At 70.5% G+C, this 24,856-nt stretch carries 19 protein-coding genes; 9 read left to right on the top strand and 10 right to left on the bottom strand.

Annotation, left to right across the window (positions count from 1 at the left end):
• Positions 1 to 2 precede the first annotated feature (2 nt).
• From ACFY1U_RS22705 to ACFY1U_RS22680, 6 genes are all read right to left on the bottom strand, one after another.
• Positions 3 to 530 (bottom strand): MaoC family dehydratase, encoded by a 528-nt coding sequence (locus ACFY1U_RS22705; RefSeq protein WP_031168225.1) that lies wholly within the window; start codon positions 528 to 530, stop codon positions 3 to 5.
• A gap of 5 nt (positions 531 to 535) precedes the next feature.
• Positions 536 to 1,501, bottom strand: coding sequence for a CoA ester lyase (locus ACFY1U_RS22700; protein ID WP_115910143.1), 966 nt, complete (start codon positions 1,499 to 1,501; stop codon positions 536 to 538).
• Positions 1,498 to 3,531: a protein meaA gene (locus tag ACFY1U_RS22695; protein WP_390696404.1), complete on the bottom strand. Its 2,034-nt coding sequence runs from the start codon at positions 3,529 to 3,531 to the stop codon at positions 1,498 to 1,500. The genes ACFY1U_RS22700 and ACFY1U_RS22695 overlap by 4 nt, the downstream gene beginning before the upstream one ends.
• 155 nt (positions 3,532 to 3,686) lie before the next feature.
• Positions 3,687 to 5,030 (bottom strand): crotonyl-CoA carboxylase/reductase, encoded by a 1,344-nt coding sequence (gene ccrA / locus ACFY1U_RS22690; RefSeq protein ID WP_390695942.1) that lies wholly within the window; start codon positions 5,028 to 5,030, stop codon positions 3,687 to 3,689.
• Between the two features lie 390 nt (positions 5,031 to 5,420).
• Positions 5,421 to 6,239: a TetR family transcriptional regulator gene (locus ACFY1U_RS22685; RefSeq protein ID WP_390695941.1), complete on the bottom strand. Its 819-nt coding sequence runs from the start codon at positions 6,237 to 6,239 to the stop codon at positions 5,421 to 5,423.
• Positions 6,240 to 6,375: 136 nt separating this feature from the next.
• Positions 6,376 to 8,181 (bottom strand): 3-hydroxyacyl-CoA dehydrogenase family protein, encoded by a 1,806-nt coding sequence (locus ACFY1U_RS22680; RefSeq protein ID WP_390695940.1) that lies wholly within the window; start codon positions 8,179 to 8,181, stop codon positions 6,376 to 6,378.
• A 396-nt stretch (positions 8,182 to 8,577) separates the two neighbouring features.
• On the opposite strand from ACFY1U_RS22680, the gene ACFY1U_RS22675 reads away from it, so the two are divergent.
• The gene (locus tag ACFY1U_RS22675) at positions 8,578 to 9,153 is read left to right on the top strand and encodes an adenylosuccinate lyase (protein ID WP_390695939.1); all 576 of its coding nucleotides are present in this window, start codon (positions 8,578 to 8,580) and stop codon (positions 9,151 to 9,153) included.
• Between the two features lie 7 nt (positions 9,154 to 9,160).
• Here the strand turns inward: ACFY1U_RS22675 and ACFY1U_RS22670 are convergent, their stop codons facing one another.
• The 4 genes from ACFY1U_RS22670 to ACFY1U_RS22655 form a co-directional block, all read right to left on the bottom strand.
• Complete coding sequence (locus ACFY1U_RS22670; RefSeq protein ID WP_390696403.1) at positions 9,161 to 9,661, bottom strand: GNAT family N-acetyltransferase; 501 nt, start codon at positions 9,659 to 9,661, stop codon at positions 9,161 to 9,163.
• Between the two features lie 20 nt (positions 9,662 to 9,681).
• Positions 9,682 to 10,080, bottom strand: coding sequence for a RidA family protein (locus ACFY1U_RS22665; protein WP_390695938.1), 399 nt, complete (start codon positions 10,078 to 10,080; stop codon positions 9,682 to 9,684).
• Between the two features lie 62 nt (positions 10,081 to 10,142).
• Positions 10,143 to 11,744: an alpha/beta hydrolase gene (locus ACFY1U_RS22660; RefSeq protein ID WP_390695937.1), complete on the bottom strand. Its 1,602-nt coding sequence runs from the start codon at positions 11,742 to 11,744 to the stop codon at positions 10,143 to 10,145.
• Positions 11,745 to 11,879: 135 nt separating this feature from the next.
• Positions 11,880 to 12,923, bottom strand: coding sequence for an Rv2578c family radical SAM protein (locus ACFY1U_RS22655; protein WP_390695936.1), 1,044 nt, complete (start codon positions 12,921 to 12,923; stop codon positions 11,880 to 11,882).
• 178 nt (positions 12,924 to 13,101) lie between these two features.
• On the opposite strand from ACFY1U_RS22655, the gene ACFY1U_RS22650 reads away from it, so the two are divergent.
• The 8 genes from ACFY1U_RS22650 (at position 13,102) to ACFY1U_RS22615 (ending at position 24,833) form a co-directional block, all read left to right on the top strand.
• The gene (locus ACFY1U_RS22650; RefSeq protein ID WP_390695935.1) at positions 13,102 to 13,545 is read left to right on the top strand and encodes an SRPBCC family protein; all 444 of its coding nucleotides are present in this window, start codon (positions 13,102 to 13,104) and stop codon (positions 13,543 to 13,545) included.
• A gap of 146 nt (positions 13,546 to 13,691) precedes the next feature.
• Positions 13,692 to 16,085: an MFS transporter gene (locus tag ACFY1U_RS22645; RefSeq protein WP_390695934.1), complete on the top strand. Its 2,394-nt coding sequence runs from the start codon at positions 13,692 to 13,694 to the stop codon at positions 16,083 to 16,085.
• 153 nt (positions 16,086 to 16,238) lie between these two features.
• Positions 16,239 to 18,734, top strand: coding sequence for a SpoIIE family protein phosphatase (locus tag ACFY1U_RS22640; protein WP_390695933.1), 2,496 nt, complete (start codon positions 16,239 to 16,241; stop codon positions 18,732 to 18,734).
• A 189-nt stretch (positions 18,735 to 18,923) separates the two neighbouring features.
• Positions 18,924 to 19,649 carry a class I SAM-dependent methyltransferase gene (locus ACFY1U_RS22635; RefSeq protein ID WP_390695932.1) on the top strand — a complete coding sequence of 242 codons (726 nt, stop codon included), beginning with the start codon at positions 18,924 to 18,926 and terminating at the stop codon, positions 19,647 to 19,649.
• A gap of 163 nt (positions 19,650 to 19,812) precedes the next feature.
• Complete coding sequence (locus tag ACFY1U_RS22630) at positions 19,813 to 20,646, top strand: M55 family metallopeptidase (protein WP_390695931.1); 834 nt, start codon at positions 19,813 to 19,815, stop codon at positions 20,644 to 20,646.
• Entirely contained in the window at positions 20,639 to 21,943 is a 1,305-nt protein-coding gene (locus ACFY1U_RS22625; protein WP_390695930.1) for a M20/M25/M40 family metallo-hydrolase, read from the top strand. Before ACFY1U_RS22630 ends, ACFY1U_RS22625 begins: the two co-directional genes overlap by 8 nt.
• A gap of 17 nt (positions 21,944 to 21,960) precedes the next feature.
• Positions 21,961 to 23,913: a prolyl oligopeptidase family serine peptidase gene (locus ACFY1U_RS22620; RefSeq protein WP_390695929.1), complete on the top strand. Its 1,953-nt coding sequence runs from the start codon at positions 21,961 to 21,963 to the stop codon at positions 23,911 to 23,913.
• On the top strand, positions 23,910 to 24,833 hold the full coding sequence (locus ACFY1U_RS22615; RefSeq protein ID WP_390695928.1) for an LD-carboxypeptidase: 924 nt from the start codon (positions 23,910 to 23,912) through the stop codon (positions 24,831 to 24,833). The genes ACFY1U_RS22620 and ACFY1U_RS22615 overlap by 4 nt, the downstream gene beginning before the upstream one ends.
• Positions 24,834 to 24,856: the final 23 nt, after the last annotated feature.

The following is a 24,856-nucleotide window of genomic DNA, read 5'->3' as shown; positions in this document are numbered from 1 at the left end:
GCTTACTTCTCCGACTTCTTTTCCGCAGGTGCGGTGAGCTCCGGGCGGCCGGGCTGCTCGCCGCCGCGCTCCTTGATGTACGTCTCGGTGGGCACCATGACCTTGCGGCGGAACACGCAGACCAGCGTGCCGTCCTGCTTGTAGCCCTTGGTCTCGACGTAGACGATGCCGCGGTCGTTCTTCGACTTCGACGGCCACTTGTCCAGCACGGTCGTCTCGCCGTAGATCGTGTCGCCGTGGAAGGTCGGCGCCACGTGCTTGAGCGACTCGATCTCCAGGTTGGCGATCGCCTTTCCGGAGATGTCCGGGACGGACATGCCGAGCAGGAGGGAGTAGATGTAGTTCCCGACGACGACGTTCTTGCCGAAGTCCGTCGTCTTCTCCGCATAGTTCGTGTCCATGTGGAGCGGGTGGTGGTTCATGGTGAGGAGACAGAACAGGTGGTCGTCGTACTCCGTGACCGTCTTGCCCGGCCAGTGCTTGTACGTCGCCCCGACCTCGAACTCCTCGTAGGTGCGTCCGAACTGCATCGCGCTCAGGCCTCCGGGATCTCGAACTTCGACGTGCGCTGCATGCCGGCCGCACGCCCCTTGCCGGAGATGACCAGCGCCATCTTGCGGCTGGCCTCGTCGATCATCTCGTCGCCGAGCATCGCGGAGCCCTTCTTGCCGCCCGCCTCGGACGTGTAGTAGTCGTACGCGTCCAGGATCAGCTCGGCGTGGTCGTAGTCCTCCTGGGAGGGCGAGAAGATCTCGTTGGACGCCTCGACCTGGCCCGGGTGCAGCACCCACTTGCCGTCGAAACCGAGGGCCGCGGCGCGCTGGGCGACCTCGCGGTAGCCGTCGATGTTGCGGATCTGCAGGTAGGGGCCGTCGATCGCCTGGAGGTTGTTGGCGCGGGCGGCCATCAGGATCTTCATCAGGATGTAGTGGTAGGCGTCCGCCGGGTAGCCGGGCGGCTGCTCGCCCACGACCAGCGACTTCATGTTGATCGACGCCATGAAGTCCGCCGGGCCGAAGATGATCGTCTCGACGCGCTGGGACGCCGTCGCGATCTCGTTGACGTTGTTGAGGCCCTGGGCGTTCTCGATCTGCGCCTCGATGCCGATCTTGCCGACCTCGAAGCCCATGGTCTTCTCGATCTGGGTCAGCAGGAGGTCGAGGGCGACGATCTGCTGGGCGGTCTGCACCTTCGGCAGCATGATGCAGTCGAGGTTCTGGCCGGCGCCCTCGACAACGGTCACGACGTCCCGGTACGTCCACTCGGTCGTCCAGTCGTTGACGCGCACGACCCTCGTCTTGCCGGTCCAGTCGCCCTCGTTGAGGAACTTGACGATGGTGTGCCGCGCCTCGGGCTTGGCGAGCGGGGCGCACGCGTCCTCGAGGTCGAGGAAGACCTGGTCGGCGGGGAGGCCCTGCGCCTTCTCCAGGAAGCGGGGGTTGCTCCCGGGGACCGCGAGACAGGAGCGTCGCGGACGCAGACGGTTGACGGGCGTGGTCATGCGGGGACCTCCAGGGGGTCGAGCTTGTTCGCTGTCCGGATCTCGTCGACGATGCGGCCGATGATTCCGGTGATGTCGAAGTCCTTCGGGGTGAAGACCGCGGCCACTCCGGCGGCCCGCAGCTGTTCGGCGTCGCCATTGGGGATGATGCCACCGGCGATCACCGGTATATCTGTGGCACCGGCCACACGGAGGCGTTCCAGCACGTCCGGGACCAGCTGGGCGTGCGAGCCGGAGAGGATGGACAGCCCGACCGCGTGCACGTCCTCGGCGAGGGCCGCGTCCACGATCTGCTCGGGCGTCAGCCGGATGCCCTGGTAGACCACCTCGAACCCGGCGTCACGGGCGCGCACGGCGATCTGCTCGGCGCCGTTGGAGTGCCCGTCCAGGCCGGGCTTGCCGACCAGGAAGCGCAGCTTGCCGACGCCGAGGTCCTTGGCCGTCAGATCGACCTTGCGGCGGACCTCGGACATGGCCGAGCCCTCCTCGGCGGGAACCGCGACCGGCGCCGACGACACGCCGGTCGGGGCGCGGAACTCGCCGAACACCTCGCGCAGGGCCCCGGCCCACTCGCCGGTGGTGACTCCGGCGCGGGCGCACTCCAGGGTGGCCTCCATGAGGTTGTCGGTGCCCTTGGCGGCCTCCTTCAGCTTCTCCAGCGCCTTGCACGGGCGCGGGTGGTTGAAGGGCGGCTGATAGCGGGTGTCGCGCCAGTGCTGCAGCGAGGCGATGACCCGGGCCTCGACAGCTGGATCGACTGTCTGGATGGCGGTGTCGAGATCCGCGGTGAGTGGATTGGGCTCGGTCGTCTCGAAGATGTTGACGCCGACGATCTTCTCTTGACCGGACTCGATACGGGCGCGCCGCTCGGCGTGCGAGGAGACGAGCTGCGACTTGAGGTAGCCGGACTCGACGGCGGCCATCGCGCCGCCCATCTCCTGGATCCGCTCGATCTCGGCCAGGGATTCCTCGACGAGTCCCGCGACCTTCGCCTCGATGACGTGCGAGCCCTCGAAGATGTCCTCGTACTCCAGCAGATCGCTCTCGTGCGCCAGGACCTGCTGGATGCGCAGCGACCACTGCTGGTCCCAGGGGCGGGGCAGACCCAAGGCCTCGTTCCAGGCCGGGAGCTGGACTGCACGCGCGCGTGCGTCCTTGGAGAGGGTCACGGCCAGCATCTCCAGCACGATCCGCTGGACGTTGTTCTCCGGCTGCGCCTCGGTCAGACCCAGGGAGTTGACCTGGACGCCGTAGCGGAAGCGGCGGTGCTTGGGGTTCTGGATGCCGTAGCGCTCAAGCGTGATCTTGTCCCAGATCCGCCCGAAGGCGCGCATCTTGCACATCTCCTCGATGAACCGGACGCCCGCGTTCACGAAGAAGGAGATACGGCCGACGACATCGCCCATGCGCTCCTGCGGCACCTGACCGGAGTCCCGGACGGCATCCAGGACCGCGATCGCCGTGGACATCGCGTACGCGATCTCCTGGACCGGCGTGGCGCCCGCCTCCTGCAGGTGGTAGCTGCAGATGTTGATCGGGTTCCACTTGGGCAGGTGGGAGACCGTGTACGCGATCATGTCCGTCGTCAGACGGAGGCTCGGCCCCGGCGGGAAGACGTGCGTGCCGCGGGACAGGTACTCCTTGACGATGTCGTTCTGGGTCGTGCCCTGGAGCCGGGTGATGTCCGCACCCTGCTCCTCGGCGACGACCTGGTAGAGCGCCAGCAGCCACATGGCGGTGGCGTTGATCGTCATCGAGGTGTTCATCTGCTCCAGGGGGATGTCCTGGAACAGCCGGCGCATGTCACCGAGGTGCGCGACCGGCACACCGACCCGGCCGACCTCGCCGCGGGCGAGGATGTGGTCGGAGTCGTAGCCGGTCTGCGTCGGCAGGTCGAACGCGACCGACAGGCCCGTCTGGCCCTTGGCGAGGTTGCGCCGGTACAGCTCGTTGGACGCCTCGGCCGTGGAGTGACCGGCATACGTGCGCATGAGCCACGGCCGGTCCCTTTCCTTTTGTGCCTGCGCCAGAGGGCGCTCTGTGTCGGAGCCGACGTTCCTCAGCCCGCGGTCGCTGCGCTCCCTTGTCTTCGTCTCTTTCGGCTCCGACGCGCCCTCAGGCGCAGGCACGGGCTCCCGCACGCCTTCGGCGGGCTGACGCTCAGTCATCTATGACCTCGGGTGTCTCAGATGTTGCGGAAGCGGTTGATGGCGTCGATGTGCTTGGCGCGCAGCTCCTCGTCGCGCACGCCCAGGCCCTCCTCGGGGGCCAGGCACAGCACGCCGACCTTGCCCTGGTGGAGGTTGCGGTGCACGTCGTAGGCCGCCTGCCCGGTCTCCTCCAGGGAGTAGACCTTCGACAGCGTCGGGTGGATCTTGCCCTTCGCGATGAGCCGGTTGGCCTCCCAGGCCTCGCGGTAGTTGGCGAAGTGCGAGCCGATGATCCGCTTCAGCGACATCCACAGGTAGCGGTTGTCGTACTCGTGCATGTAGCCCGAGGTCGAGGCGCAGGTGGTGATGGTGCCGCCCTTGCGGGTGACGAACACGGAGGCGCCGAAGGTCTCGCGGCCGGGGTGCTCGAAGACGATGTCGATGTCCTCGCCGCCGGTCAGCTCGCGGATGCGCTTGCCGAAGCGCTTCCACTCCTTCGGGTCCTGGGTCTGCTCGTCCTTCCAGAACCGGTAGCCCTCGGCGTTGCGGTCGATGACGTTCTCGGCGCCCATCGAGCGGCAGATCTCCGCCTTCTGCGGGCTGGAGACGACGCAGATCGGATTGGCGCCGCCGGCCAGGGCGAACTGGGTGGCGTAGGAGCCGAGGCCGCCACTGGCACCCCAGATCAGAACGTTGTCGCCCTGCTTCATGCCGGCGCCGTTGCGGGAGACCAGCTGCCGGTAGGCGGTGGAGTTGACCAGGCCCGGGGCGGCGGCCTCCTCCCAGCTGAGGTGGTCCGGCTTCGGCATCAGCTGGTTGGACTTGACGAGCGCGATCTCGGCGAGGCCGCCGAAGTTCGTCTCGAAGCCCCAGATGCGCTGCTCGGGGTCGAGCATGGTGTCGTTGTGGCCGTCCGACGACTCGAGTTCGACGGACAGGCAGTGCGCGACGACCTCGTCACCGGGCTTCCAGGCGTTGACGCCCGGGCCGGTGCGCAGGACGACGCCCGCGAGGTCGGAGCCGATGATGTGGTACGGCAGGTCGTGGCGCTTGGTCAGCTCCGACAGCCTGCCGTAGCGCTCCAGGAACCCGAAGGTCGACAGGGGCTCGAAGATCGAGGTCCACACGGAGTTGTAGTTGACCGAGGAGGCCATGACGGCCACCAGGGCCTCGCCCGGGCCGAGCTCCGGCAGCGGAACCTCGTCCAGGTGGATCGACTTGCGCGGGTCCTTGTCGCGGGTCTCCAGACCCGCGAACATCTCCGTCTCGTCCTTGTGCACGGTGATCGCGCGGTACGACTCGGGGAGCGGCAGGGCGGCGAAGTCGGCCGGCGTCGATTCCGGCGACTGGATCGCGTCCAGGATGTCCTTGGTGGTCACGGTGTTGCCTCCGGCGATACGCGTCCTGAGGGAGGGACGCTGAGGGTTACGTCGGTGCCGTCGGTTCGGCGGTCATGCTGTGCGGCAGCGCTTTGTGGCGCGGGAGGTTGCCTGTGACGCAGGCGTCCGGGCGGGGCAAGTCGATGACTTGTTGGGACAGCCGGCGTACGCATGGTCTCTGCACGCCGGCCGCCCGGACTCCTTCAACGTATGACACCGCGTGTCACCCCGCAAGGCACTGAGTGCCAGATATTGCTCTCAGGTGAAATCTTTACGTAACAAATGAGCGATGATCGATCGAACGCGGCTTGAAATCTGCTCGAAAAGGGGCTCTGACATGCCAAAACGGCCACCCCGAAGGGTGGCCGTCGTCACAGGGCGGAAGAGACCTCAGCGGTCCTTCAGGGCCTGCTCGATGGTCCGCATGACCTCGTCCAGTGGGGCGTCGGTGCGGGCGACGGTGACCAGGACCTCGCCCTGGGTGGAGACGGCCGCCGGAGCCGTCGACGGGGTCGTCGTCGTGGTGCTGCGCCCCGCCCCGATGCCCGTCCCGAACGTCTTGCGCACGATCGCGAAGGCGTGATCCAGCTGCGCCTCCACGTCGCCCTGGCCGCCGGCCCGCAGCCAGCGTCTGAGGACGTGGTTGTGGGCGGTGACCACGGCGGACGCGGCGACCTCCGCGAGCAGCGGGTCGTCGTTGGCGTCGTCGTCGTGCGCGTGCTCGTCGAAGTGGCCGAGGAGATAACGGGTGAAGAGGCGCTCGTAGCGCGCCACCGACGCGATCTCCGCCTCGCGCAGGGTGGGCACCTCGCGGGTGAGCTTGTAGCGGGCGACCGAGATCTCCGGCCGCGCCGCGTACATCCGCATGACTTCCTTGATGCCTCGGCACACCGTGTCGAGCGGGTGCTCGTGCGCGGGAGCCGCGTTGAGAACGGCCTCCGCACGGATCAACGTGTCGTCGTGGTCGGGGAAGATCGCCTCTTCCTTGGAGCGGAAGTGGCGGAAGAAGGTGCGGCGCGCGACCCCGGCAGCGGCCGCGATCTCGTCGACGGTGGTCGCCTCGTACCCCTTGGTCGCGAACAGCTCCATCGCCGCGGCCGCCAGTTCGCGGCGCATCTTGAGCCGCTGGGCGGCCGCGCGACTGCCTGCGGCACTTTCCGGCGCGTCGGGCGTAGCTGGTGTACGTGAGGACTTGGCGGGCTGGGACATGACCCGAACGTACTGCATGTGTGCAGCTTGTTGCGCGTGTACGGGGGTGACCCCGCCCTGCGCGGGCGGGGGTCCTCCGCTGGGGCCGAGGAGTCCGCCCCAGTCCGTCTCGCCTCTGAACCAGTCGCCGGCGCCGTCAGCGGCGGGCATATTCGCGGAAGCCGCGGCCCGTCTTGCGGCCGAGGCAGCCCGCGGCCACCAGGTGCTCCAGGAGCGGCGCGGGGGCCAGGCCCGGGTCGCGGAACTCGCGGTGCAGGACCTTCTCGATCGCCAGGGAGACGTCGAGCCCGACGACGTCCAGGAGTTCGAAGGGGCCCATCGGGTAGCCGCCGCCCAGCTTCATCGCCGCGTCGATGTCGTCAAGAGACGCATAGTGTTCCTGCACCATCTTGATCGCGTTGTTGAGGTACGGGAAAAGCAGGGCGTTCACGATGAAGCCCGCACGGTCGCCGCAGTCGACCGCGTGCTTCTTGATCCGCCCGCACACCTCGCGAACCGTCGCGTGGACGTCCTCGGCCGTCAGCACCGTACGGACGACCTCGACCAGCTTCATCGCGGGCGCCGGGTTGAAGAAGTGCATGCCGATCACGTCCTGCGGGCGCGAGGTGGCGCGGGCGCAGGCGACGACGGGCAGCGAGGAGGTCGTGGTGGCCAGGACCGCGCCCGGCTTGCAGACCTTGTCCAGCGCCTGGAACAGCTGCTGCTTGATCTCCAGGTCCTCGGCGACGGCCTCGACGGCCAGGTCGACGTCGGCGAAGGACTCGTAGGAGCCGGCTGCGGTGATCCGGTCGAGGGTCTGCGCGGCGGCCTCGGCGGTCAGTCGGCCCTTGTCGACGGAGCGTGACAGCGACTTGCCGATACGGGCCTTTGCGGCCTGCGCCTTCTCCTCGCTGCGGGCGGCGAGGACGACCTCGTACCCGGCCTTGGCGAAGACCTCGGCGATGCCGGAGGCCATGGTGCCGGAGCCGGCGACGCCGACCGAGCGGACCTCGCGGCCCGGGGTGAGGGCGGCGCCGTCCAGCGGCGTCAGCGCGTCTCGCACGACGGTGGCGCTGCCGGGGGCCTCGTAGGTGTAGAAGCCGCGGCCCGACTTGCGGCCGGTCAGGCCCGCCTCGCTGAGCTGCTTGAGGATCGGGGCGGGGGCGTGCAGGCGGTCGTGGGACTCGGCGTACATGGCCTCCAGGACCGTGCGCGCGGTGTCGACACCGATCAGGTCGAGCAGCGCGAGCGGGCCCATCGGGAGGCCGCAGCCGAGCCGCATCGCGGCGTCGATGTCCTCGCGGGAGGCGTACTTGGCCTCGTACATCGCGGCGGCCTGGTTGAGGTAGCCGAAGAGCAGTCCGTCGGCGACGAAGCCGGGCCGGTCGCCGATCGCCACCGGCTCCTTGCCGAGGTCGAGGGCGAGGTTGGTGACCGCGGTGACGGCGGTGGGCGCGGTGAGGACGGACGAGACGACCTCGACGAGCTTCATCGCCGGCGCCGGGTTGAAGAAGTGCAGGCCGAGCACGCGCTCCGGACGGGCCGAGTCGGCGGCGAGACGGGTCACGGACAGGGCGTTCGTGCCGGTCGCCAGGATGGTGTCCGGGCGGACGATGCCGTCGAGTTCGCGGAAGATCTGGTGCTTGATCTCGTACGACTCCGGGGCCACCTCGATGACGAGGTCGGCGTCGGCCGCGGCGCGCAGGTCGGTGGAGGTGCTCACGCGGGCGAGGACGTCCGCGCGCTCCTGCTCGGTCAGCCGGCCCTTCTCCACGGCGCGGGCGGTGGCCGCCTCAAGGGTGGCGAGCGCCTTGGCGGCCGCGGCCTCGCTGATGTCGATGCCGACGACCTCGCGGCCGGCCTTGGCGAGGACCTCGGCGATACCGGTGCCCATGGTGCCGAGGCCGACGACGGCAATGGTCGTGAGCGAAGCGGAAGGGGTGTGGGACAGGGGAGTGGCCATCGCGGGACTCCAGGCATGAGGGTGACGACTGGGAGAGCGCCCGGGTGCGCCGAGGGAAGGCCGGCCGAAGCCGGACCTGGCGCACCGGGTGCGTGAAAGAAATGCGGGTGTTGCCGGGCTGCAAGCGCACACGCCCGATGCCGTCGCCGTGGGCGCGCACACGCCTGGAGCGAACGGTGGGAATCCGACCGGCCCTGTCCCGGGGCCGGGTCGTGCTGCGGTACTGAGGTACCGAACCGACTTGCTCTTACGGCAGCTGCGTCACCAGGCCACCATAAGCAGATGCGAGTGGGTAACTCGCTCGTCTGAGCTTAACCGGCGGGTAACGAGCGCGCCAGTCCCCGTGTTTGTGATGTACGTCCCGAGAGATCGGCGGCCCCTCTAATCTTCGGTGTCATGGACGAAGAGTTGCGATCACTCACGGAGCGTTTACGGGTGGAGTCGGGGGCGACGGCCGCGTACGACCGTCTCGTGGCCACCGAGGATCCCGACGAGCTGGCGCGGGTGCTCACCGAGCCCGGGCAGCCGCTGTGGGCCCGGGAGCTGGCGGCGTTCCGGCTGGGGCTCGCGGGCGACCGGCGTGCCTTCGAGTCCCTCGTCCTGTTTCTGAACCACCGCGATCCGCAGCGCTGCGCCTCCGCCGCCCACGCCCTCGCCCGCCTCGACGACCCGCGCACCGCGCGCGCGGCGGCCGCCCTCGCCACCAACGAGCTCCGCGTCGCCTACGCCCTCCACCCGGTCCGGCTCCTCGCACAGCTGCGTGCCCCCGAGTCCGTGCCCGCGCTGATCACCACCCTGGAACGCAGACTGCGCCCGCACGACCCCTACCGCAGGGTGGCGCTCGCCTGCGTGGAGGGCCTCGGCGCCCTGGAGGACGCCCGCGCCAGACCCGTACTCAACGAGGCACTGGCCCACCCGGCCCTGGCGGAGGCGGCGGTCCGGGCGCTGGCCAGGATCCCGAGACAGAGGTGACGCCGGGTCAGCCAGTGAGCTTCCTGACGTACCGCACCTCCGGTATGTCGACCCCGTCCACCTCGAAGGGCTCCTCGGCGCCGTCCGGGCGGAAGCCCGACCGCTCGTAGAAGCGGCGGGCGCGCGCGTTCTCCTTGAGCACCCACAGGTACATACGCGTGTGCCCGGCGGCCGTGCACCGCCGTACCGACTCCTCGATCAGTGCCCGCCCGACGCCCACGCCGTACGACTCGGGGGCCACGTACAGCGCGTACAACTCGAGCTCCGCGGTGCGCACTTGACCGGCCCGGTACGGGCCGTGGCAGGCCCAGCCGACGATCTCCGAGTCCTGCTCGGCGACCAGGTTCACCACCTCGGCGCTGCGCTCCAGGAAACGGGTGCGACGGCGCTCGGCGTCCTCCGGCACGCTCATCGTGTCGAGGTAGGACTGCGGGACGATCCCCCGGTAGGCCGTCTGCCAGCCGCCGACACGGATCTCCGCCACGCGCTTGCAGTCCCGCAGGGTCATTTCGCGGACCTGGAGGGCACTCACTCGCCCACCACTGCGAACGCCTCAATCTCCATCAGGAACTCGGGGCGGACCAGGGCGGCGACCTGTACCGCGGAGGCGGCGGGGAGGCGGTCGTCGGGTATGTGGGTGGCGCGGGCCGTGCGGATCGCGGGCAGGTGGGCCGTGTCCGTGACGAAGTAGGTGAGTTTGACGACGTCGCCGAAGGTCGCCCCGGCGGCGGCCAGGCAGCGGCGGAGGTTCTCGAAGACCTGGCGGGCCTGGGCCCCGGGGTCGCCCTCGCCGACAAGCCTGCCGTCCTCGTCCAGCGCGAGCTGGCTGGCGATCGCGACGAAACGGCCCGTGCCCATGACGACGTGGCTGTACTGCGCGGCGGGGAAGACCCCGTCGGGGGCGGTGATCCTGGTCAGCTCACTCATGTGTCCATCGTGGACCATGGGTCCGACAACGCCCCCGACGGGACCTCACCTTCGGGTCGTGCTCAGCCGCGGAAGCCGATCAGTCCGTGCAGCGTCGCGCCGCCGACGGCGTCGGAGCTCGATGCCGCCTTCGTGCTCAGCGCCGCCTTGGAGCTCAGCGGCTTGGGGTCGGGCGTCTTCGGGCACACCGCGTCGATCGGGCCGCCGCCGCGCGGCACCGTGCCGTCGGACAGGTATGCCGCCAGATACTTGTCGAGGCAGGCGTTCCCGCTCAGCGTGATGCCGTGGTTGCCGCCGCCCTGCTCGACCACGAAGCTGGAGCCGGCCAGCAGACGGTGGACCGTCGCGCCGCCCTGGTACGGGGTGGCCGCGTCGTTGGTCGCCTGGAACAGCAGCACCGGCGGCAGCTTGTCGTTGGCGACGTGCACCGGCTTCAGCGAGGCCGTCGGCCAGAACGCGCACGGCGCGTTGTACCAGGCGTTGTTCCACACCATGAACGGCGCCTTCTCGTAGACCGCCCAGTTGTCCTTGCGCCACTGGTTCCAGTCACGCGGCCAGGAGGCGTCACGGCACTGCACCGAGGCGTAGACGCTGTAGCCGTTGTCCCCGGAGGCGTCGACGGCGCCGAAGTTCTGGTACGCCTCGACCAGCGGGTCGGATTTCTTGTCGTTCACGTACGCCGCGAACGCCTCGGCCAGATACGGCCAGTAGCCGTTGTAGTAGCCGCCGGGGATGAACGTGTCCTCCAGCTCGGAGGCCCCCACCTTGCCGCCGGCCGGCTTCTTGGCGACCGCCTTGCGCATCGCGTACCACTTGGCTTCGACCTTGGCCGGGTCGGTGCCGAGCTTGTACGTCGAGTCGTACTTGGCGATCCAGGCCATCAGGGCCTTGTGGCGGGCGTCGAAGGCGTAGTCCTGCGCGAGGTTGTCGTCGTACCAGACGCCGGTCGGGTCGACGATCGAGTCCAGGACCAGGTGCTTCACGCGCTGCGGGAAGAGCTTGGCGTACACGGCGCCCAGGTAGGTGCCGTACGAGTAGCCGAAGTAACTGGTCTGCCGGGCGCCCAGGGCCGCGCGGATCGAGTCCATGTCCTGCACGGCCTGAATGGTGTTGATGTACGGCAGCAGGCTCGCGTACTTCGTGCCGCAGGCGGCGGCGAAGGACTTGGCGCGGTCGAGGTTGGTCTTCTCCAGGGCCGGTGTGCTCGGCACGGTGTCCGGGCGCACCGGGTTGAAGTGGCCCGGCTCGCAGTCGGGGGCGGGCTCGCTCTTGCCGACCCCGCGCGGGTCGAAGCCGATGACGTCGTACTGGGCCGCGACCGCCTTGGGCAGGGAGGACGCGACGAATCCGGCGAGCGTGAGGCCGCTGCCGCCGGGCCCGCCGGGGTTGACCAGCAGCGGGCCCTGGCTCTTCTGCGCGGTGTGCTTCACGCGCGAGAGCGCAAGGGTGATCTGCTGCCCGTGCGGACGGTGGTGGTCGAGCGGCACGTTGAGCGACGCGCACTGGAGCGTCGGATAGTTCGTGGTGGCGCAGTTCTTCCAGGTGAGTTCCGCGGCAGGAGCGGACTGCGGGGACTGCGCGGTGCTCGCGCCGGCGGGGAGAGCCGTGAAGCTCCCGGCCACGACGACGGCGGCACCGCACAGCACCGCTGCGCGCTTTCTCATGAAGTCCTCCCAGGACGGAGGGTTTCGGGCCGTGAGTCTCACGGTCCTCGCCGCATCGTCCCGGAAAGCCGCCTTGGAAGAACTCGTTCTCGCAAGACTTGACCCGATTGGGTCGAGGGATGCGCTCGTATGCTCTCAAATGAGCGTGAGTTGGGTAGGTTCGGACACCGTCGGCTCGGGTGTCTCGGGCGGCTGGATCCGCCGTGGCATCCCCGCGCGCGTGGGCCCGATCCCGTACTCCTGTGCCAGCTCATGGACCTGACGGGTGATCCGGCGCTGGTACCACTTCGGGGCGTAGGCGCCGTCCGCGTACAGGCGCTCGTACCGGCGCACCAGGTACGGGTGGTGCCGGCCCAGCCACGCCATGAACCACTCCCGGGCGCCGGGGCGCAGATGCAGCACCAGCGGGGTGACGGAGGTGGCCCCGGAGGCCGCGATCGCCCGTACGGTGGCGCGCAGTTGGGCCGGTTGGTCGCTCAGGAACGGGATCACCGGGGCCATCAGGACGCCGCACCCGATGCCGTGCTCGGCGAGTGTGCGGACCACGTCCAGGCGGCGCTCGGGCGCGGGCGTCCCCGGCTCCACCGTGCGCCACAGCTCGGTGTCGGTGAAGCCCACCGACACCGAGATGCCGACGTCCGTCACCTGGGCCGACTGCACCAGCAGATCGAGGTCGCGCAGGATCAGCGTGCCCTTCGTCAGGATCGAGAAGGGGTTCGCGTGGTCGCGCAGGGCGGACAGGATGCCCGGCATCAGCCGGTAGCGGCCCTCGGCGCGCTGGTAGCAGTCGACGTTCGTGCCCATCGCGATGTGCTCGCCCTGCCAGCGGCGCGAGCCGAGCTGGCGGCGCAGCAGCTCCGGGGCGTTCACCTTGACCACGATCTGCGAGTCGAAGTCGAGGCCCGAGTCGAGGTCCAGATAGGTGTGCGTCTTGCGGGCGAAGCAGTACACGCACGCGTGCGAGCAGCCGCGGTACGGATTCACCGTCCACTCGAAGGGCATGCGCGAGACGCCCGGCACCCGGTTGATGATCGAGCGGGCCCGCACCTCGTGGAAGGTGATGCCGCGGAATTCAGGCGTGTCGAAGGTGCGGCTGACCACCGCGTCCGCGCCGAACAGCGCGGCGTCCGCCGGCCGGCTGTGCCCGCCGGACTCCACTGTGAGGTTCTCCCACCGCATGACGCCTCCTCGGTAGCGCTGCCCCGAGTGAAACACGTGTTCGATTTTCCGTGCAAGGCCTGTTTCCGATCGCTCCACGAGCCGCGGGGCCGTCCTCGGGCACCCCGATTTGGGCGGCCGTGGGCGGGGGTGGTTGGCTTGCCCCAACCCCGAGAGAAGCAAGTCCTGGAGGAAACCGATGGCGCAGGTCGAGGCCACTACCGAGCGGGTCGTCGCGGCAGACGCGGAGACGGTGTTCGACGCCGTCGCCGACTACAGCGGCACCCGCGCGAAGCTGCTGCCCGAGCACTTCAGCGAGTACGAGGTGCGCGAGGGCGGCGACGGCGAGGGCACCCTCGTCCACTGGAAGCTCCAGGCCACCAGCAAGCGCGTGCGCGACTGCCTCCTGGAGGTCAGTGAGCCCACCGACGGCGAGCTCGTCGAGAAGGACCGCAACTCCTCGATGGTCACCACCTGGCGCGTCACCCCGGCAGGGGAGGGCAAGTCCCGCGTCGTCGTGACCACCGTCTGGAACGGCGCGGGCGGCATCGGCGGCTTCTTCGAGAAGACGTTCGCGCCCAAGGGCCTCGGCCGGATCTACGACGCCGTGCTCGCCAAGCTCGCCACCGAGGTCGAGAAGTAAGGTCCGGCCGCTCGGGGGCCGTTGACGCCCCTCACCGGATCGAGTGGATCTCCCTGCGCCGCACCGGTCCGCCGTAACTCGTCGCGCTTGCCCGTAGTTGCCGCCTTGAGCGGAATTGTGTGGCAGCGCGGCGAGGGGAGCGGTACGTGAGCGGGACGACGGCGCAGGGCGAACTGCGGGGCGAACCCGCCGTGGCGCCCCCGCAGGCCCCCGCCGCACCGGCCGGACCGGCCGGACCGGTCGAACTCAGCCCGCGCCGGGTGCGGTTGGTCTTCCTCGGGCTGATGCTGGCGCTGCTGCTCGCCGCCCTGGAGCAGATGATCGTCGCCACCGCGCTCCCGAAGATCGTCGGCGAGCTGCACGGCCTGGACAGGATGTCCTGGGCGATCACCGCCTACCTCCTCACGGCCACCGTGGGGCTCCCGGTCTACGGCAAGCTCGGCGACCTGCTCGGCCGCAAGGGCGTCTTCCAGTTCGCCATCGTCGTCTTCGTGATCGGCGCCGCGCTCGCGGGCCGGGCGCAGAGCATGGACCAGCTGATCGCCTTCCGCGCCGTCCAGGGCGTCGGCGCGGGCGGGCTCATGATCGGCGTGCAGGCGATCATCGCGGACATCGTGCCGCCCCGCCGGCGCGGACGGTTCATGGGCCTGATCGGCGCCGCGTTCGGCCTGGCGTCCGTGGCCGGCCCCCTGCTGGGCGGGTACTTCACCGACCACCTCTCGTGGCGCTTCTGCTTCTACTTCAACGTTCCCTTCGGCCTGGTCACCCTGGCCGTCGTCACCGCCGTACTGAAACTTCCCAAGCCGCAGACCAAGGCGCGGTTCGACGTGCTGGGTGCCGTGCTGCTCGCCGCCGCGTCCACCTGCCTTGTGCTGCTGACCAGTTGGGGCGGCACCGAGTACGCCTGGGACTCGCGGATGATCCTCGGTCTCGGCGCGGGAGCGGCGGCCGCCACCGTCCTCTTCCTCGTCGTCGAGCACTTCGCCGTCGAACCCCTCATCCCGCTGCGGCTGTTCAGGGACTCCGTCTTCAACACCAGCGGTCTGGTGGGCCTGGTGATCGGCGTCGCGCTCTTCGGCGCCGCCAGCTATCTGCCGACCTTTCTGCAGATGGTCGACGGGGCCTCCGCCACCGAATCGGGCCTGCTGATGCTGCCCATGATGGGCGGCATCGTCGGCGCCTCCATCGTCTCCGGGCAGCTCATCAGCCACACCGGGCGCTACAAGATCTACCCCGTCCTCGGCAGCGCCGTCTCCGCCGTCGGCATGTGGCTGCTCTCCCGCCTCCAGGCCGACACGCCCCGACTGCACTACAGCCTCTGGATGGCCGTCCTCGGCGCCGGCATCGGCATGGTGATGCCGGTCCTGATCCTCGCCGTGCAGAACTCCGTGCCGCCCGGCGATCTCGGGACGGCCACGAGTGCGAACAACTTCTTCCGGCAGATCGGCGGCAGCGTCGGCGCCGCGGTCTTCGGCACCCTCTTCGCCGACCGGCTCACCGCCGCCCTCGACAAGCGGCTCCCCGCGCGCGCGAGCGCGCCGCTTCCCGACCCGCAGGCCATCACCCCGCAGCTCGTCCACGCACTGCCCGCGCCGCTGCGCGACGACTACATCCGGGCGTACGCCGACGCCATGCCCCGGATCTTCCTCTACCTGGTGCCGGTGCTCGCCCTCGGCCTGCTCATCGCGTTCTTCCTCAAGGAGAAACCCCTGGTGTCCTACAACACCTCCGAAACCGAGCCCGCGACCGCCGCGATCCCGCAGGCCCGTTCGCCGTACGCCGCCGGAGTCCCCCTCTCCGGCACGGTGCAGCACCCCGACGGGACCGTCGTCCCCCGCGCCGCGCTCACGCTCATCGACGCCACCGGACAGCAGATCGGGCGGGGCGCGAGCGGCGAGGACGGGCGGTACGCGCTGTCCACGACCGGCACGGGATCGTACGTCCTCATCGCCGCCGCGGGCGGCCACCAGCCGCAGGCCGTCTCCGTCACCGTCGGCGAGCGCCCCGTGGAGCTGGATGTCGTCCTCGGCGGCGCCGGACGCCTCGCGGGCGCCGTGCTCACCGCCGACGGCACCCCCGTGCGCGACGCCACCGTCACGCTCACCGACGTGCGCGGCGAGGTCGTCGCCACCACCCGCAGCGGACGCGAGGGCGGCTACGTCATCACCGAGCTGGTCGCCGGCGAGTACACCCTGGCCGCGAGCGCGCCCGGATTCCGCCCGGCCGCGCTCCCCGTCACCGTCCAGGCCGCCCGGGAGACCCGCCAGGACGTCGAACTCGCGGGCGGCGCCGTGCTGCGCGGCACCGTGCGCACCAGCGGCGGGCGGCCGGTCGAGGACGCTCGTGTGACCCTGCTCGACGCGGCGGGCAACGTGGTGGACACGCTGACCACCGGCCTCGACGGAACGTTCCGGTTCGTCGACCTGTCCTCCGGCGAGTACACCGTCATCGCGGCCGGTTACCCGCCGGTCGCCACCGTGCTCCGGGTCGCGGGAGGCGGTCGGACCGAGCGGGACCTGCAACTGGGGCACGAAGACTGACGTGGTGTCATACGCTCCGGCGCGCGCCCCCGCGCGCGGGGGCCGTTCCGTTGCACCAATTCCCGCATTGCCGCACATCACCACCGGGCGGAGCTTTACGGTGGAGTAGGCGGCACAGATCTTGCGGAGCCGTGGGGAGAGAGGGCCTGGGCCATGGACAATGGCACCGACCGTGGCACCGAGAGGGACACGCCTCCCAGCCGCGGAGCTGGGAACGGCGCGGCGACGGAGTCCGCCGCGGTCGGCCGCATCCCGCTGGCCGTGGTCGTGGTGGACCGTGACGGCCTCGTCTCCCACTGGAGCAGGGGCGCGGGCCGGCTCTTCGGAGTCCCCAAGGACGACGCGATAGGCCGCGCCGCGGTGGACCTGCTGCCCGTCTCCGGCGCACTGCCCGAGCACGAGGACATCAGCCCCTACGGATCGTACGGCGCGTACGACGGACTCGGCCCCGACCTCGAGTCGTCCCTCGACGGCAGGCTCTCCTACCCGGCCGCGGGCCGCGCCCGGCTCACCGTCCCCGAACCCGACGGCGTCCACGCGCGCGTGGACGTGCTGTGGTGGGCGTACCCCCTGGTGGGCCCGGGACACGAGCGGCTGCTCGTCCTCGCCGCCGACACCGCCGGACTCCGGCAGGACGAACCTGACGGCGGCGAAGGGGAGCCGGCGTTCGAGCGGATCGCACCCGGCTTCGCCCTGCACACGGACTTCCCCGGGGCCGAGGAGCTGGCCCGCCGGCTGCCCGAGATCCTGCCCAGCATGAGCGTCGACGAAAGCGCCCGCATCGTCGCGCAGGTCCTCGAACTGGGCTACCCCGTCCTGGAGTTCAGCCAGAACGACCGGGTGCCCGTCACCCCCGACTGGGGCGTCCCGCGGCGCATCGAGCGCAAGGCCCGCCGCGAGCGGGCCGCGCGGGCGGCGGCCGAGGGCCTGCCGGTACCGCACGAACTCACCGACGACGCCGAGGACCTCGAGTACGCCGCCGTACGCGAACACCTGGAGTTCCTCAACGAGGTCAGCGGGCGGATCGGCACCTCGCTCGACCTGGCCACGACCATCATCGAGGTCAGCAAGGCCGTCGTCCCGCGCTTCACGGACGTCGCCGGCACCTATCTGCGCGAACAGGTCGTCGCCGGCGAGGGATTCCCGGACGGCGTGCCGGACACCACCACCATGTGGCACCGCGTCGCCCTCGAGCACACCGACGAACCCGGCCGCTGGGACGACGTCGTCCCGGTCGGCGAGGCCATGCCCTTCCCGGCGCACACGCCGTTCTTCCAGTGCATGACCAGCGGCGAGCCCGTCCTGGTGCCGCGCATCAGCGAGGAGATGGGCCACGCCATCGCCTCGCAGTTCGAGAAGCGGGACATCCGGCCGCTCATCACCCACCGCTCCATGCTGATCGTGCCCCTGAAGGCACGCAACGTGGTGCTCGGCTTCATGATCCTGCTGCGCCACCCGGAGCGCGTCGAGTTCAACGACATGGACCGGGTCACCGGCGCCGAACTCGCCGCCCGGGCGGGCCTCGTGCTCGACAACGCCCGCATGTACACCTACCAGGAGTCCGTCGCCGAGACCCTCCAGGACAGCATGCTGCCGCACATCCCGCCGCGCATGGCGGGCTGCGACATCGCCACCCGCTATCTGCCGGGCACGCTCCTCGGCAGGGTCGGCGGCGACTGGTTCGACTCCGTGAAGCTGCCCGGCGCCCGCACCGCGCTGGTCGTCGGCGACGTCATGGGGCACGGCCTCAACTCGGCCGCGATGATGGGCCAGTTGCGTACGGCCGTACAGACCATGGCCGCCCTCGACCTGCCGCCCGCCCAGCTCCTGCGCAACCTCGACGACCTCGCCCAGCGCCTCGGCGACACCTACCTCGCGACCTGTCTGTACGCCGTCTACGACCCGATCGCGAGCGAACTGCACATCGCCAACGCAGGCCACATCCCGCCCGTGCTGGTCCGTGCCGAGGACGGCCGCAGCGAGCTGCTCGACCTGCCGACCGGCGCGCCCATCGGCGTCGGCGGCGTGCCCTTCGAAGCGGTACGCGTGCGTGTGGAGCCCGGCGACCGCCTCGTGATGTGCACCGACGGACTGGTCGAGGTGCGCGGCGAGGACATCGGGGTGGGCCTCGCGACCCTCAGCGAGTCCGCCGCCCACCCCGCCGCCTCCATGGACGACGCCTGCGACTCCATCATCCGCGCCCTCAACACGCGCGGCGGCCGCAAGGACGACGTGGCCCTGCTGATGGCCCGCCTCAACGGCATCGAGCCGGACGACGTCGCCGAGTGGCGGCTGGCCCTCGATCCGATCGAGGTCGGCCGCGCGCGTGCCGTGGTCCGCGAACAGCTCCACGACTGGGGGCTCGCCAAACTCGCCCCCAACGCCGAGCTGTTGGTCAGCGAACTCGTCACCAACGCCGTACGGCACTCCCACAGCCGCCCCGTCGAACTGCGGCTCGTCCGCGGCGACACCCTGCTGTGCGAAGTGGACGACGACGACCACGACCTGCCGACCCTGCGCAGCGCCGGTCCGGAGGAGGAGTCCGGACGCGGACTGCGCGTGGTCAGCGCCCTCGCCCGCGAGTGGGGCACCAGCCGTACGAAGGCGGGCAAGACCGTCTGGTTCGAACTGACCCTGCCCCGGCGCTGACCGTACGACAGACACCTGCTGACTGCACATCAGGCGCGTGCGGGGCGCACGGGGGCGTACGCCCCTCGAATGCGGAGTGAAGGAATGCGCCGCGCGCTTGTAGCCGTGACCAGGGCGCGATAGACCGTACTCGCCCGTCACTTGAATCGGGCCAGTATGGCCAATACGTCGCACCCTGGGGAGTTGGGCATGAGCGTGACGAGTCGGTACCGGGAGGCCTGGGAGGGCTTCTGGCGTGCAGCTCCGGAGGAACAGGGGGCCGTGTTCTGGGACGCGGATCCGACCCTGACCGTCGGCATACATCTGGGCCTGTTCGAACCGCACCTCGCCGACCCCGGCCTGGCGATGGTGGACCTCGGCTGCGGCAACGGCACCCAGACCCGTTTCCTCGCCGACCGCTTCCGGCGGGTGGTCGGCGCGGATCTGTCCGCCGCCGCCGTCGACCATGCCCAGCACGCCGACCCCGCCGGACGGGCGACGTACCGCGTGCTGGACGCCGTCGAGAAGAGCGAGACGGAGACGCTGCACGCCGAGATCGGCGACGCCAACGTCTATATGCGCGGCGTCCTGCACCAGGCCGAACCGGACGACCGGCAGCCCATGGTGGACGGGATCGCCGCGCTCGTCGGCGAGCGCGGCCGGGTCTTCCTCGTCGAACTCTCCGAGGCCGCCAAGCCCGTCCTGCTGGGGCTGGCGCAGAGCCCCACCGGACCGCCGGCCAAGCTCGCACCGATCTTCCGGCACGGCATCGCCCCCGGTGAAGTCGCCGACGACGCCGTGCCCGAGTATCTGCGCACGGCCGGCCTCACCGTCCTGGCAAGCGGCGAACTCCCGCTGACCACCACCGAGTTCGACACCGAAGGCAACCGGATCGTGCTGCCGTCCAAGTGGCTGGTGGCGGGGCGCACGAGCTGAGGGCCGACACCATGAGGTGAGGGTGGGGCGCAGGGGGACTCCCACGGACAGCGGTTCGTGTCGCCGGGTCCCACCCCCCACGTCACGGAAATCCGAACCGTGACGCTGGGCCCGGCCGCTGCTTCCTGGCCGGTTTCCCCCGCGGCGCGTAACGTGGCGCATCATGAAGATCCTGATCAGCGCCGACATGGAGGGTGCCACGGGGGTGACCTGGCCGGCCGACGTGCTGCCGGGGACACCGCAGTGGGAGCGGTGCCGCTCGATGTTCACCTCGGACGTCAATGCCGCCGTGCTGGGGTTCTTCGACGGCGGGGCGGACGAGGTCCTCGTCAACGAGGCCCACTGGACCATGCGCAACCTGCTCCTCGAGCAGCTCGACGAGCGGACGGAGATGCTCACCGGGCGGCACAAGTCCCTCTCCATGGTCGAGGGGGTGCAGCACGGGGACGTGGACGGCATCGCCTTCGTCGGCTATCACGCCGGGGCCGGGATGGAGGGCGTCCTCGCCCACACCTACCTCGCGAACTCCATCACCGGGGTGTGGCTGAACGACGTACGCGCCAGTGAGGGCCTGCTCAACGCGCATGTCGTCGCCGAGTACGGGGTGCCCGTCGTCCTCGTCACCGGCGACGACGTGGCCTGCGAGGACGCCCTCGGATATGCGCCCGAGGCGCTGAAGGTCGCCGTCAAGGACCATGTGTCGCGGTACGCGGCCGTGTGCCGTACGCCGGCCAGGACCGCATCCGACATCCGGGCCGCCGCCAAGGAGGCGGCGCAGCTGGCGGTGCGGCACCAGCCCGTCCAGGCAGGACCGTTCACCGTCGCGCTCGAATTCGACGCCGAGCATCTCGCCATGGCCGCCACCGTCGTACCGGGCGTCGGCCGGATCGGGGAGCGGAAAGTGGCGTACACCAGCGAGACGATGTACGAGGGGATCCGTACCTTCAAGGCGGTCACCACGATCGTCTCGGCCGCCGTGGAGGAGCAGTATGGCTGACCAGCAGGCTCTGGACGAGGTCGTGAAGTTCACCTCCGACCTCATCCGGATCGACACCACCAACCGTGGCGGCGGCGACTGCCAGGAGCGGCCCGCCGCCGAGTACGCCGCCGAGCAGCTGGCCGGGGCCGGACTCGAACCCACGATGCTGGAGCGCACCAAGGGGCGCACGAATGTCGTCGCGCGCCTGGAGGGGACCGACCCGGCCGCCGACGCGCTGCTCCTGCACGGTCATCTGGACGTCGTACCCGCCCGGGCCGCCGACTGGACCGTGCACCCCTTCTCCGGAGAGATCCGCGACGGGGTGGTGTGGGGGCGCGGAGCCGTCGACATGAAGAACATGGACGCCATGATCCTGGCCATGCTGCGGAGCTGGGCGCGGGAGGGTGTGCGGCCCCGGCGTGACATCGTCGTCGCCTTCACCGCCGACGAGGAGGACAGCGCGCGGGACGGTTCCGGGTTCCTCGCCGATCAGCACCCGGGACTGTTCGAGGGGTGCACCGAGGGCGTCAGTGAGTCGGGGGCGTTCACCTTCCACGACGGCAGCGGGCGGCAGATCTACCCGATCGCGGCCGGTGAGCGCGGCACGGCCTGGCTGAAGCTCACCGCGCGCGGGCGCGCCGGACACGGCTCCAAGGTGAACAAGGAGAACGCGGTCACCCGTCTCGCCGCCGCGATCACCCGCATCGGCGAGCACGAGTGGCCGCTGCGGCCGACTCCGACCGTGTGGGCCGCGCTGTCCGAACTCGCCGCGCTCTACGGCCTCGACGTCGACCTGGACAACATCGACGAGCTGCTCGACAAGCTGGGCCCGGCCGCGTCGCTCGTCGAGGCGACCGTCCGCAACAGCGCCAACCCGACCATGCTGGAGGCCGGCTACAAGCTCAATGTGATCCCCGGGGAAGCGGTCGCGTATGTCGACGGGCGGTATCTGTACGGCGGCGAGGACGAGTTCCGCACGACCCTCGACCAGCTCACCGGACCCGACGTGGAGTGGGAGCTCCACCACCGTGAGGTCGCCCTCCAGGCGCCGCTGGACTCGCCGACGTACGCGAAGATGCGTGCGGCCGTCGAGGAGTTCGCGCCCGAGGGGCAGGTGGTGCCGTACTGCATGACGGGCGGCACGGACGCCAAGCAGTTCTCGCGGCTCGGCATCACCGGGTACGGGTTCACGCCGCTGAGGCTCCCGGAAGGCTACGACTACCAGGCCATGTTCCACGGGGTCGACGAGCGGGTCCCGGTCGAGGCGCTGCACTTCGGCGTCCGCGTCCTCGACCGCTTCCTGCGGACGGCCTAGGCGAGTTGGGGGAGAACGTGCAGAGACTGCCGTACGGTTCCTGGCCCTCGCCCATCGACGCGGCGCTCGCCGCCGCGCACGACGGGCGCCCCGAGTACGTGGGCTTCGTGGGCGACGAGGCGTGGTGGACGGAGCCACGCCCCACCGAGGGCGGCCGCCGCACCCTGGTGCGCCGGCGCGCCGACGGCGAGGAGGAGCCACTGCTGCCCGCGCCGTGGAACGTCCGCAGCCGCGTCATCGAGTACGGCGGACAGCCCTGGGCCGGGACGGTCGTGGCCGGACGGCCGCTCGTGGTGTTCGTGAACTTCGCCGACCAGCGGCTCTACCGTTACGAGCCCGGAAGCGACCCGCGGCCCCTCACCCCCGTGTCGCTCGTGGGCGGCGGACTGCGCTGGGTGGAGCCCCAGTTGCAGGTCGAGCGCGGTGAAGTGTGGTGCGTGCTGGAGGAGTTCACCGGGGACGGACCCGCCGATGTGCGCCGCGTCCTGGCCGCGGTGCCGCTGGACGGCTCGGCGGCCCAGGACCGGGATGCCGTACGCGAACTCACCGACGACCGGCACCGGTTCGTCACCGGTCCCCGTGTCTCACCGGACGGGCGCAGCGCGGTCTGGCTGGCCTGGGACCATCCACGGATGCCGTGGGACGGCACGGAACTGGTCCTGGCCCAGGTCGCCGGGGACGGCACCCTGAGGCAGACACGCACGCTCGCCGGCGGTCCGGACGAGTCGATCGCCCAGGCGGACTGGGCCGCCGACGGCTCGCTCCTCTACGCGAGCGACCGCACCGGCTGGTGGAACCTCTACCGCGACGGTGTCCCCCTCTGCCCGCGCGAGGAGGAGTTCGGCGGGCCGCTGTGGAAGCTCGGGCAGCGCTGGTTCGCCCCGCTGGACAGCGGACTGATCGCCGTCGTGCACGGCCGCGGCGCCACCGCGCTCGGCATCCTCGACCCGGAGACCGGCGAGGTCGTCGACGCGGCCGGCCCCTGGACCGAGTTCGCGTCCACGCTCGCGGTGCACGGCGAGCGCGTCCTCACCGTCGGAGCCAGCCCGCGCAGCGCGTACGAGGTGGTGGAGCTCGACACCCGGGCGGGGCGGGCCCGGGTGATCGGCGCCGGGCACGAGGACGCGGTCGACCCCGCGTACTACCCCGAACCGCAGATCCGCACCTTCACCGGCCCCGCCGGACGCGACATCCACGCGCACATCTACCCGCCGCACAACCCGGGCTGCGTCTCGCCCGGCGACGAGCTGCCGCCGTACGTCGTCTGGGTGCACGGCGGCCCCACCAGCCGGGCGCCGCTCGTACTGGACCTGGAGATCGCCTACTTCACCTCCCGGGGCATCGGCGTCGCCGAGGTGAACTACGGCGGTTCGACCGGGCATGGGCGCGAGTACCGGGGCCGGCTGCGCGAGCAGTGGGGCGTGGTCGACGTCGAGGACTGCGCGGCCGTCGCGCTCGCCCTCGCCGACGAGGGCACCGCCGACCGCGTGCGGCTCGCGATCCGCGGCGGCAGCGCGGGCGGCTGGACCTCGGCCGCCTCCCTCGCCGCCACCGACGTCTACGCCTGCGGCACGATCCTGTACCCCATCCTCGACCTGGCCGGCTGGGGCTCGGGGGAGACTCACGACTTCGAGTCGCAGTACCTGGAAACCCTGGTCGGGCCGCTCGCCGAGGTGCCCGGGCGGTACGCGGAGCGCTCGCCCGCCGAGCACGCCGACCGCATCACCGCGCCCTTCGTGCTGCTGCAGGGCCTGGACGACGTGATCTGCCCGCCCGCCCAGTGCGAACGGTTCCTGGCGCGGATGGAGGGCAGGCGGGTGCCGCACGCGTACCTCGCCTTCGAGGGGGAGGGGCACGGGTTCCGGCGGGCGGAGACCATGATCCGTGTCCTGGAGTCCGAACTCTCCCTCTACGCCCAGGTCTTCGGGTTGAATCCGCGCGGTATCCCCACATTGGAGCTGACCGAATGAGAGACCTCCTGCGCCCGGCCCGGCTCGCCCCCGGCGCCCGCGTGGCCGTCGTCGCGCCCAGCGGTCCGGTGCCGGAGGAGCGGGTGCAGGCCGGTCTGGACGTGCTGCGGGGGTGGGACCTCGACCCGGTGGTGGCACCCCATGTGCTGGACCGGCACGGCGCGTTCGACTACCTGGCGGGCACGGACGCCGACCGGGCCGCCGATCTGCAGGCCGCCTGGTGCGACCCCTCGGTGGACGCGGTGCTGTGTGCGCGGGGCGGGTACGGGGCACAGCGGATGGTCGACCTGCTCGACTGGGAGGCGATGCGGGCTGCCGAGCCCAAGGTGTTCGTGGGCTTCAGCGACATCACGGTCTTGCACCAGGCGTTCGCCAACCGGCTGGGCCTGGTCACCCTGCACGGACCGGCGGCCGCCGGGATCGACTTCATCAAGCACGCCCGGGCGCAGGAACACCTGAAAGCCACCCTGTTTGCTCCGGAGACGGTCCGCACCCTGGTCTCCGACGGCACCGCTCTGGTCGGCGGGCGGACCCGGGGCGTCACGCTGGGCGGATGTCTGAGCATGCTCGCCTCCGACCTCGGGACACCGCACGCCCACGACGGTGCCCGCGGTGGGCTGCTGCTGATCGAGGACGTGGGCGAACGGGCGTACCGCATCGACCGGATGCTGACCCAGTTGCTGCGCAGTGGATGGCTCGACGGCGTCACCGGGATCGCGCTCGGGTCGTGGGCCAAGTGCGGTCCCTACGAGGACGTGCGTGCCGTCCTCGTGGACCGGCTCGGGGGCCTCGGCGTGCCCGTCGTCGAGGAGTTCGGATTCGGGCACTGCGAGGGCGCGTTGACCATCCCCTTCGGGGTGACGGCCGAACTCGACGCCGACGCGGGAACCTTGACCCTCGACGAGCCTGCCCTCCTCTGAACCGAACGGGCGATCGTCTTCAC

The sequence above is a fragment of the Streptomyces sp. NPDC001351 genome (assembly GCF_042896045.1).
In the GTDB taxonomy this organism is placed as follows: Bacteria; Actinomycetota; Actinomycetes; order Streptomycetales; family Streptomycetaceae; genus Streptomyces.
Note: the sequence above shows the minus strand (reverse complement) of the source record. Positions and strands in the feature narration are given on the sequence as shown.

Bases quoted from the DNA above. Each gene is read 5' to 3' on its own strand.
- ACFY1U_RS22705 (WP_031168225.1), bottom strand. From the start codon at position 530: ATGCAGTTCGGACGCACCTACGAGGAGTTCGAGGTCGGGGCGACGTAC.
- ACFY1U_RS22700 (WP_115910143.1), bottom strand. From the start codon at position 1,501: ATGACCACGCCCGTCAACCGTCTGCGTCCGCGACGCTCCTGTCTCGCG.
- ACFY1U_RS22685 (WP_390695941.1), bottom strand. From the start codon at position 6,239: ATGTCCCAGCCCGCCAAGTCCTCACGTACACCAGCTACGCCCGACGCG.
- ACFY1U_RS22680 (WP_390695940.1), bottom strand. From the start codon at position 8,181: ATGGCCACTCCCCTGTCCCACACCCCTTCCGCTTCGCTCACGACCATT.
- ACFY1U_RS22675 (WP_390695939.1), top strand. From the start codon at position 8,578: ATGGACGAAGAGTTGCGATCACTCACGGAGCGTTTACGGGTGGAGTCG.
- ACFY1U_RS22670 (WP_390696403.1), bottom strand. From the start codon at position 9,661: ATGACCCTGCGGGACTGCAAGCGCGTGGCGGAGATCCGTGTCGGCGGC.
- ACFY1U_RS22665 (WP_390695938.1), bottom strand. From the start codon at position 10,080: ATGAGTGAGCTGACCAGGATCACCGCCCCCGACGGGGTCTTCCCCGCC.
- ACFY1U_RS22660 (WP_390695937.1), bottom strand. From the start codon at position 11,744: ATGAGAAAGCGCGCAGCGGTGCTGTGCGGTGCCGCCGTCGTCGTGGCC.
- ACFY1U_RS22655 (WP_390695936.1), bottom strand. From the start codon at position 12,923: ATGCGGTGGGAGAACCTCACAGTGGAGTCCGGCGGGCACAGCCGGCCG.
- ACFY1U_RS22650 (WP_390695935.1), top strand. From the start codon at position 13,102: ATGGCGCAGGTCGAGGCCACTACCGAGCGGGTCGTCGCGGCAGACGCG.
- ACFY1U_RS22640 (WP_390695933.1), top strand. From the start codon at position 16,239: ATGGACAATGGCACCGACCGTGGCACCGAGAGGGACACGCCTCCCAGC.
- ACFY1U_RS22635 (WP_390695932.1), top strand. From the start codon at position 18,924: ATGAGCGTGACGAGTCGGTACCGGGAGGCCTGGGAGGGCTTCTGGCGT.
- ACFY1U_RS22630 (WP_390695931.1), top strand. From the start codon at position 19,813: ATGAAGATCCTGATCAGCGCCGACATGGAGGGTGCCACGGGGGTGACC.
- ACFY1U_RS22625 (WP_390695930.1), top strand. From the start codon at position 20,639: ATGGCTGACCAGCAGGCTCTGGACGAGGTCGTGAAGTTCACCTCCGAC.
- ACFY1U_RS22615 (WP_390695928.1), top strand. From the start codon at position 23,910: ATGAGAGACCTCCTGCGCCCGGCCCGGCTCGCCCCCGGCGCCCGCGTG.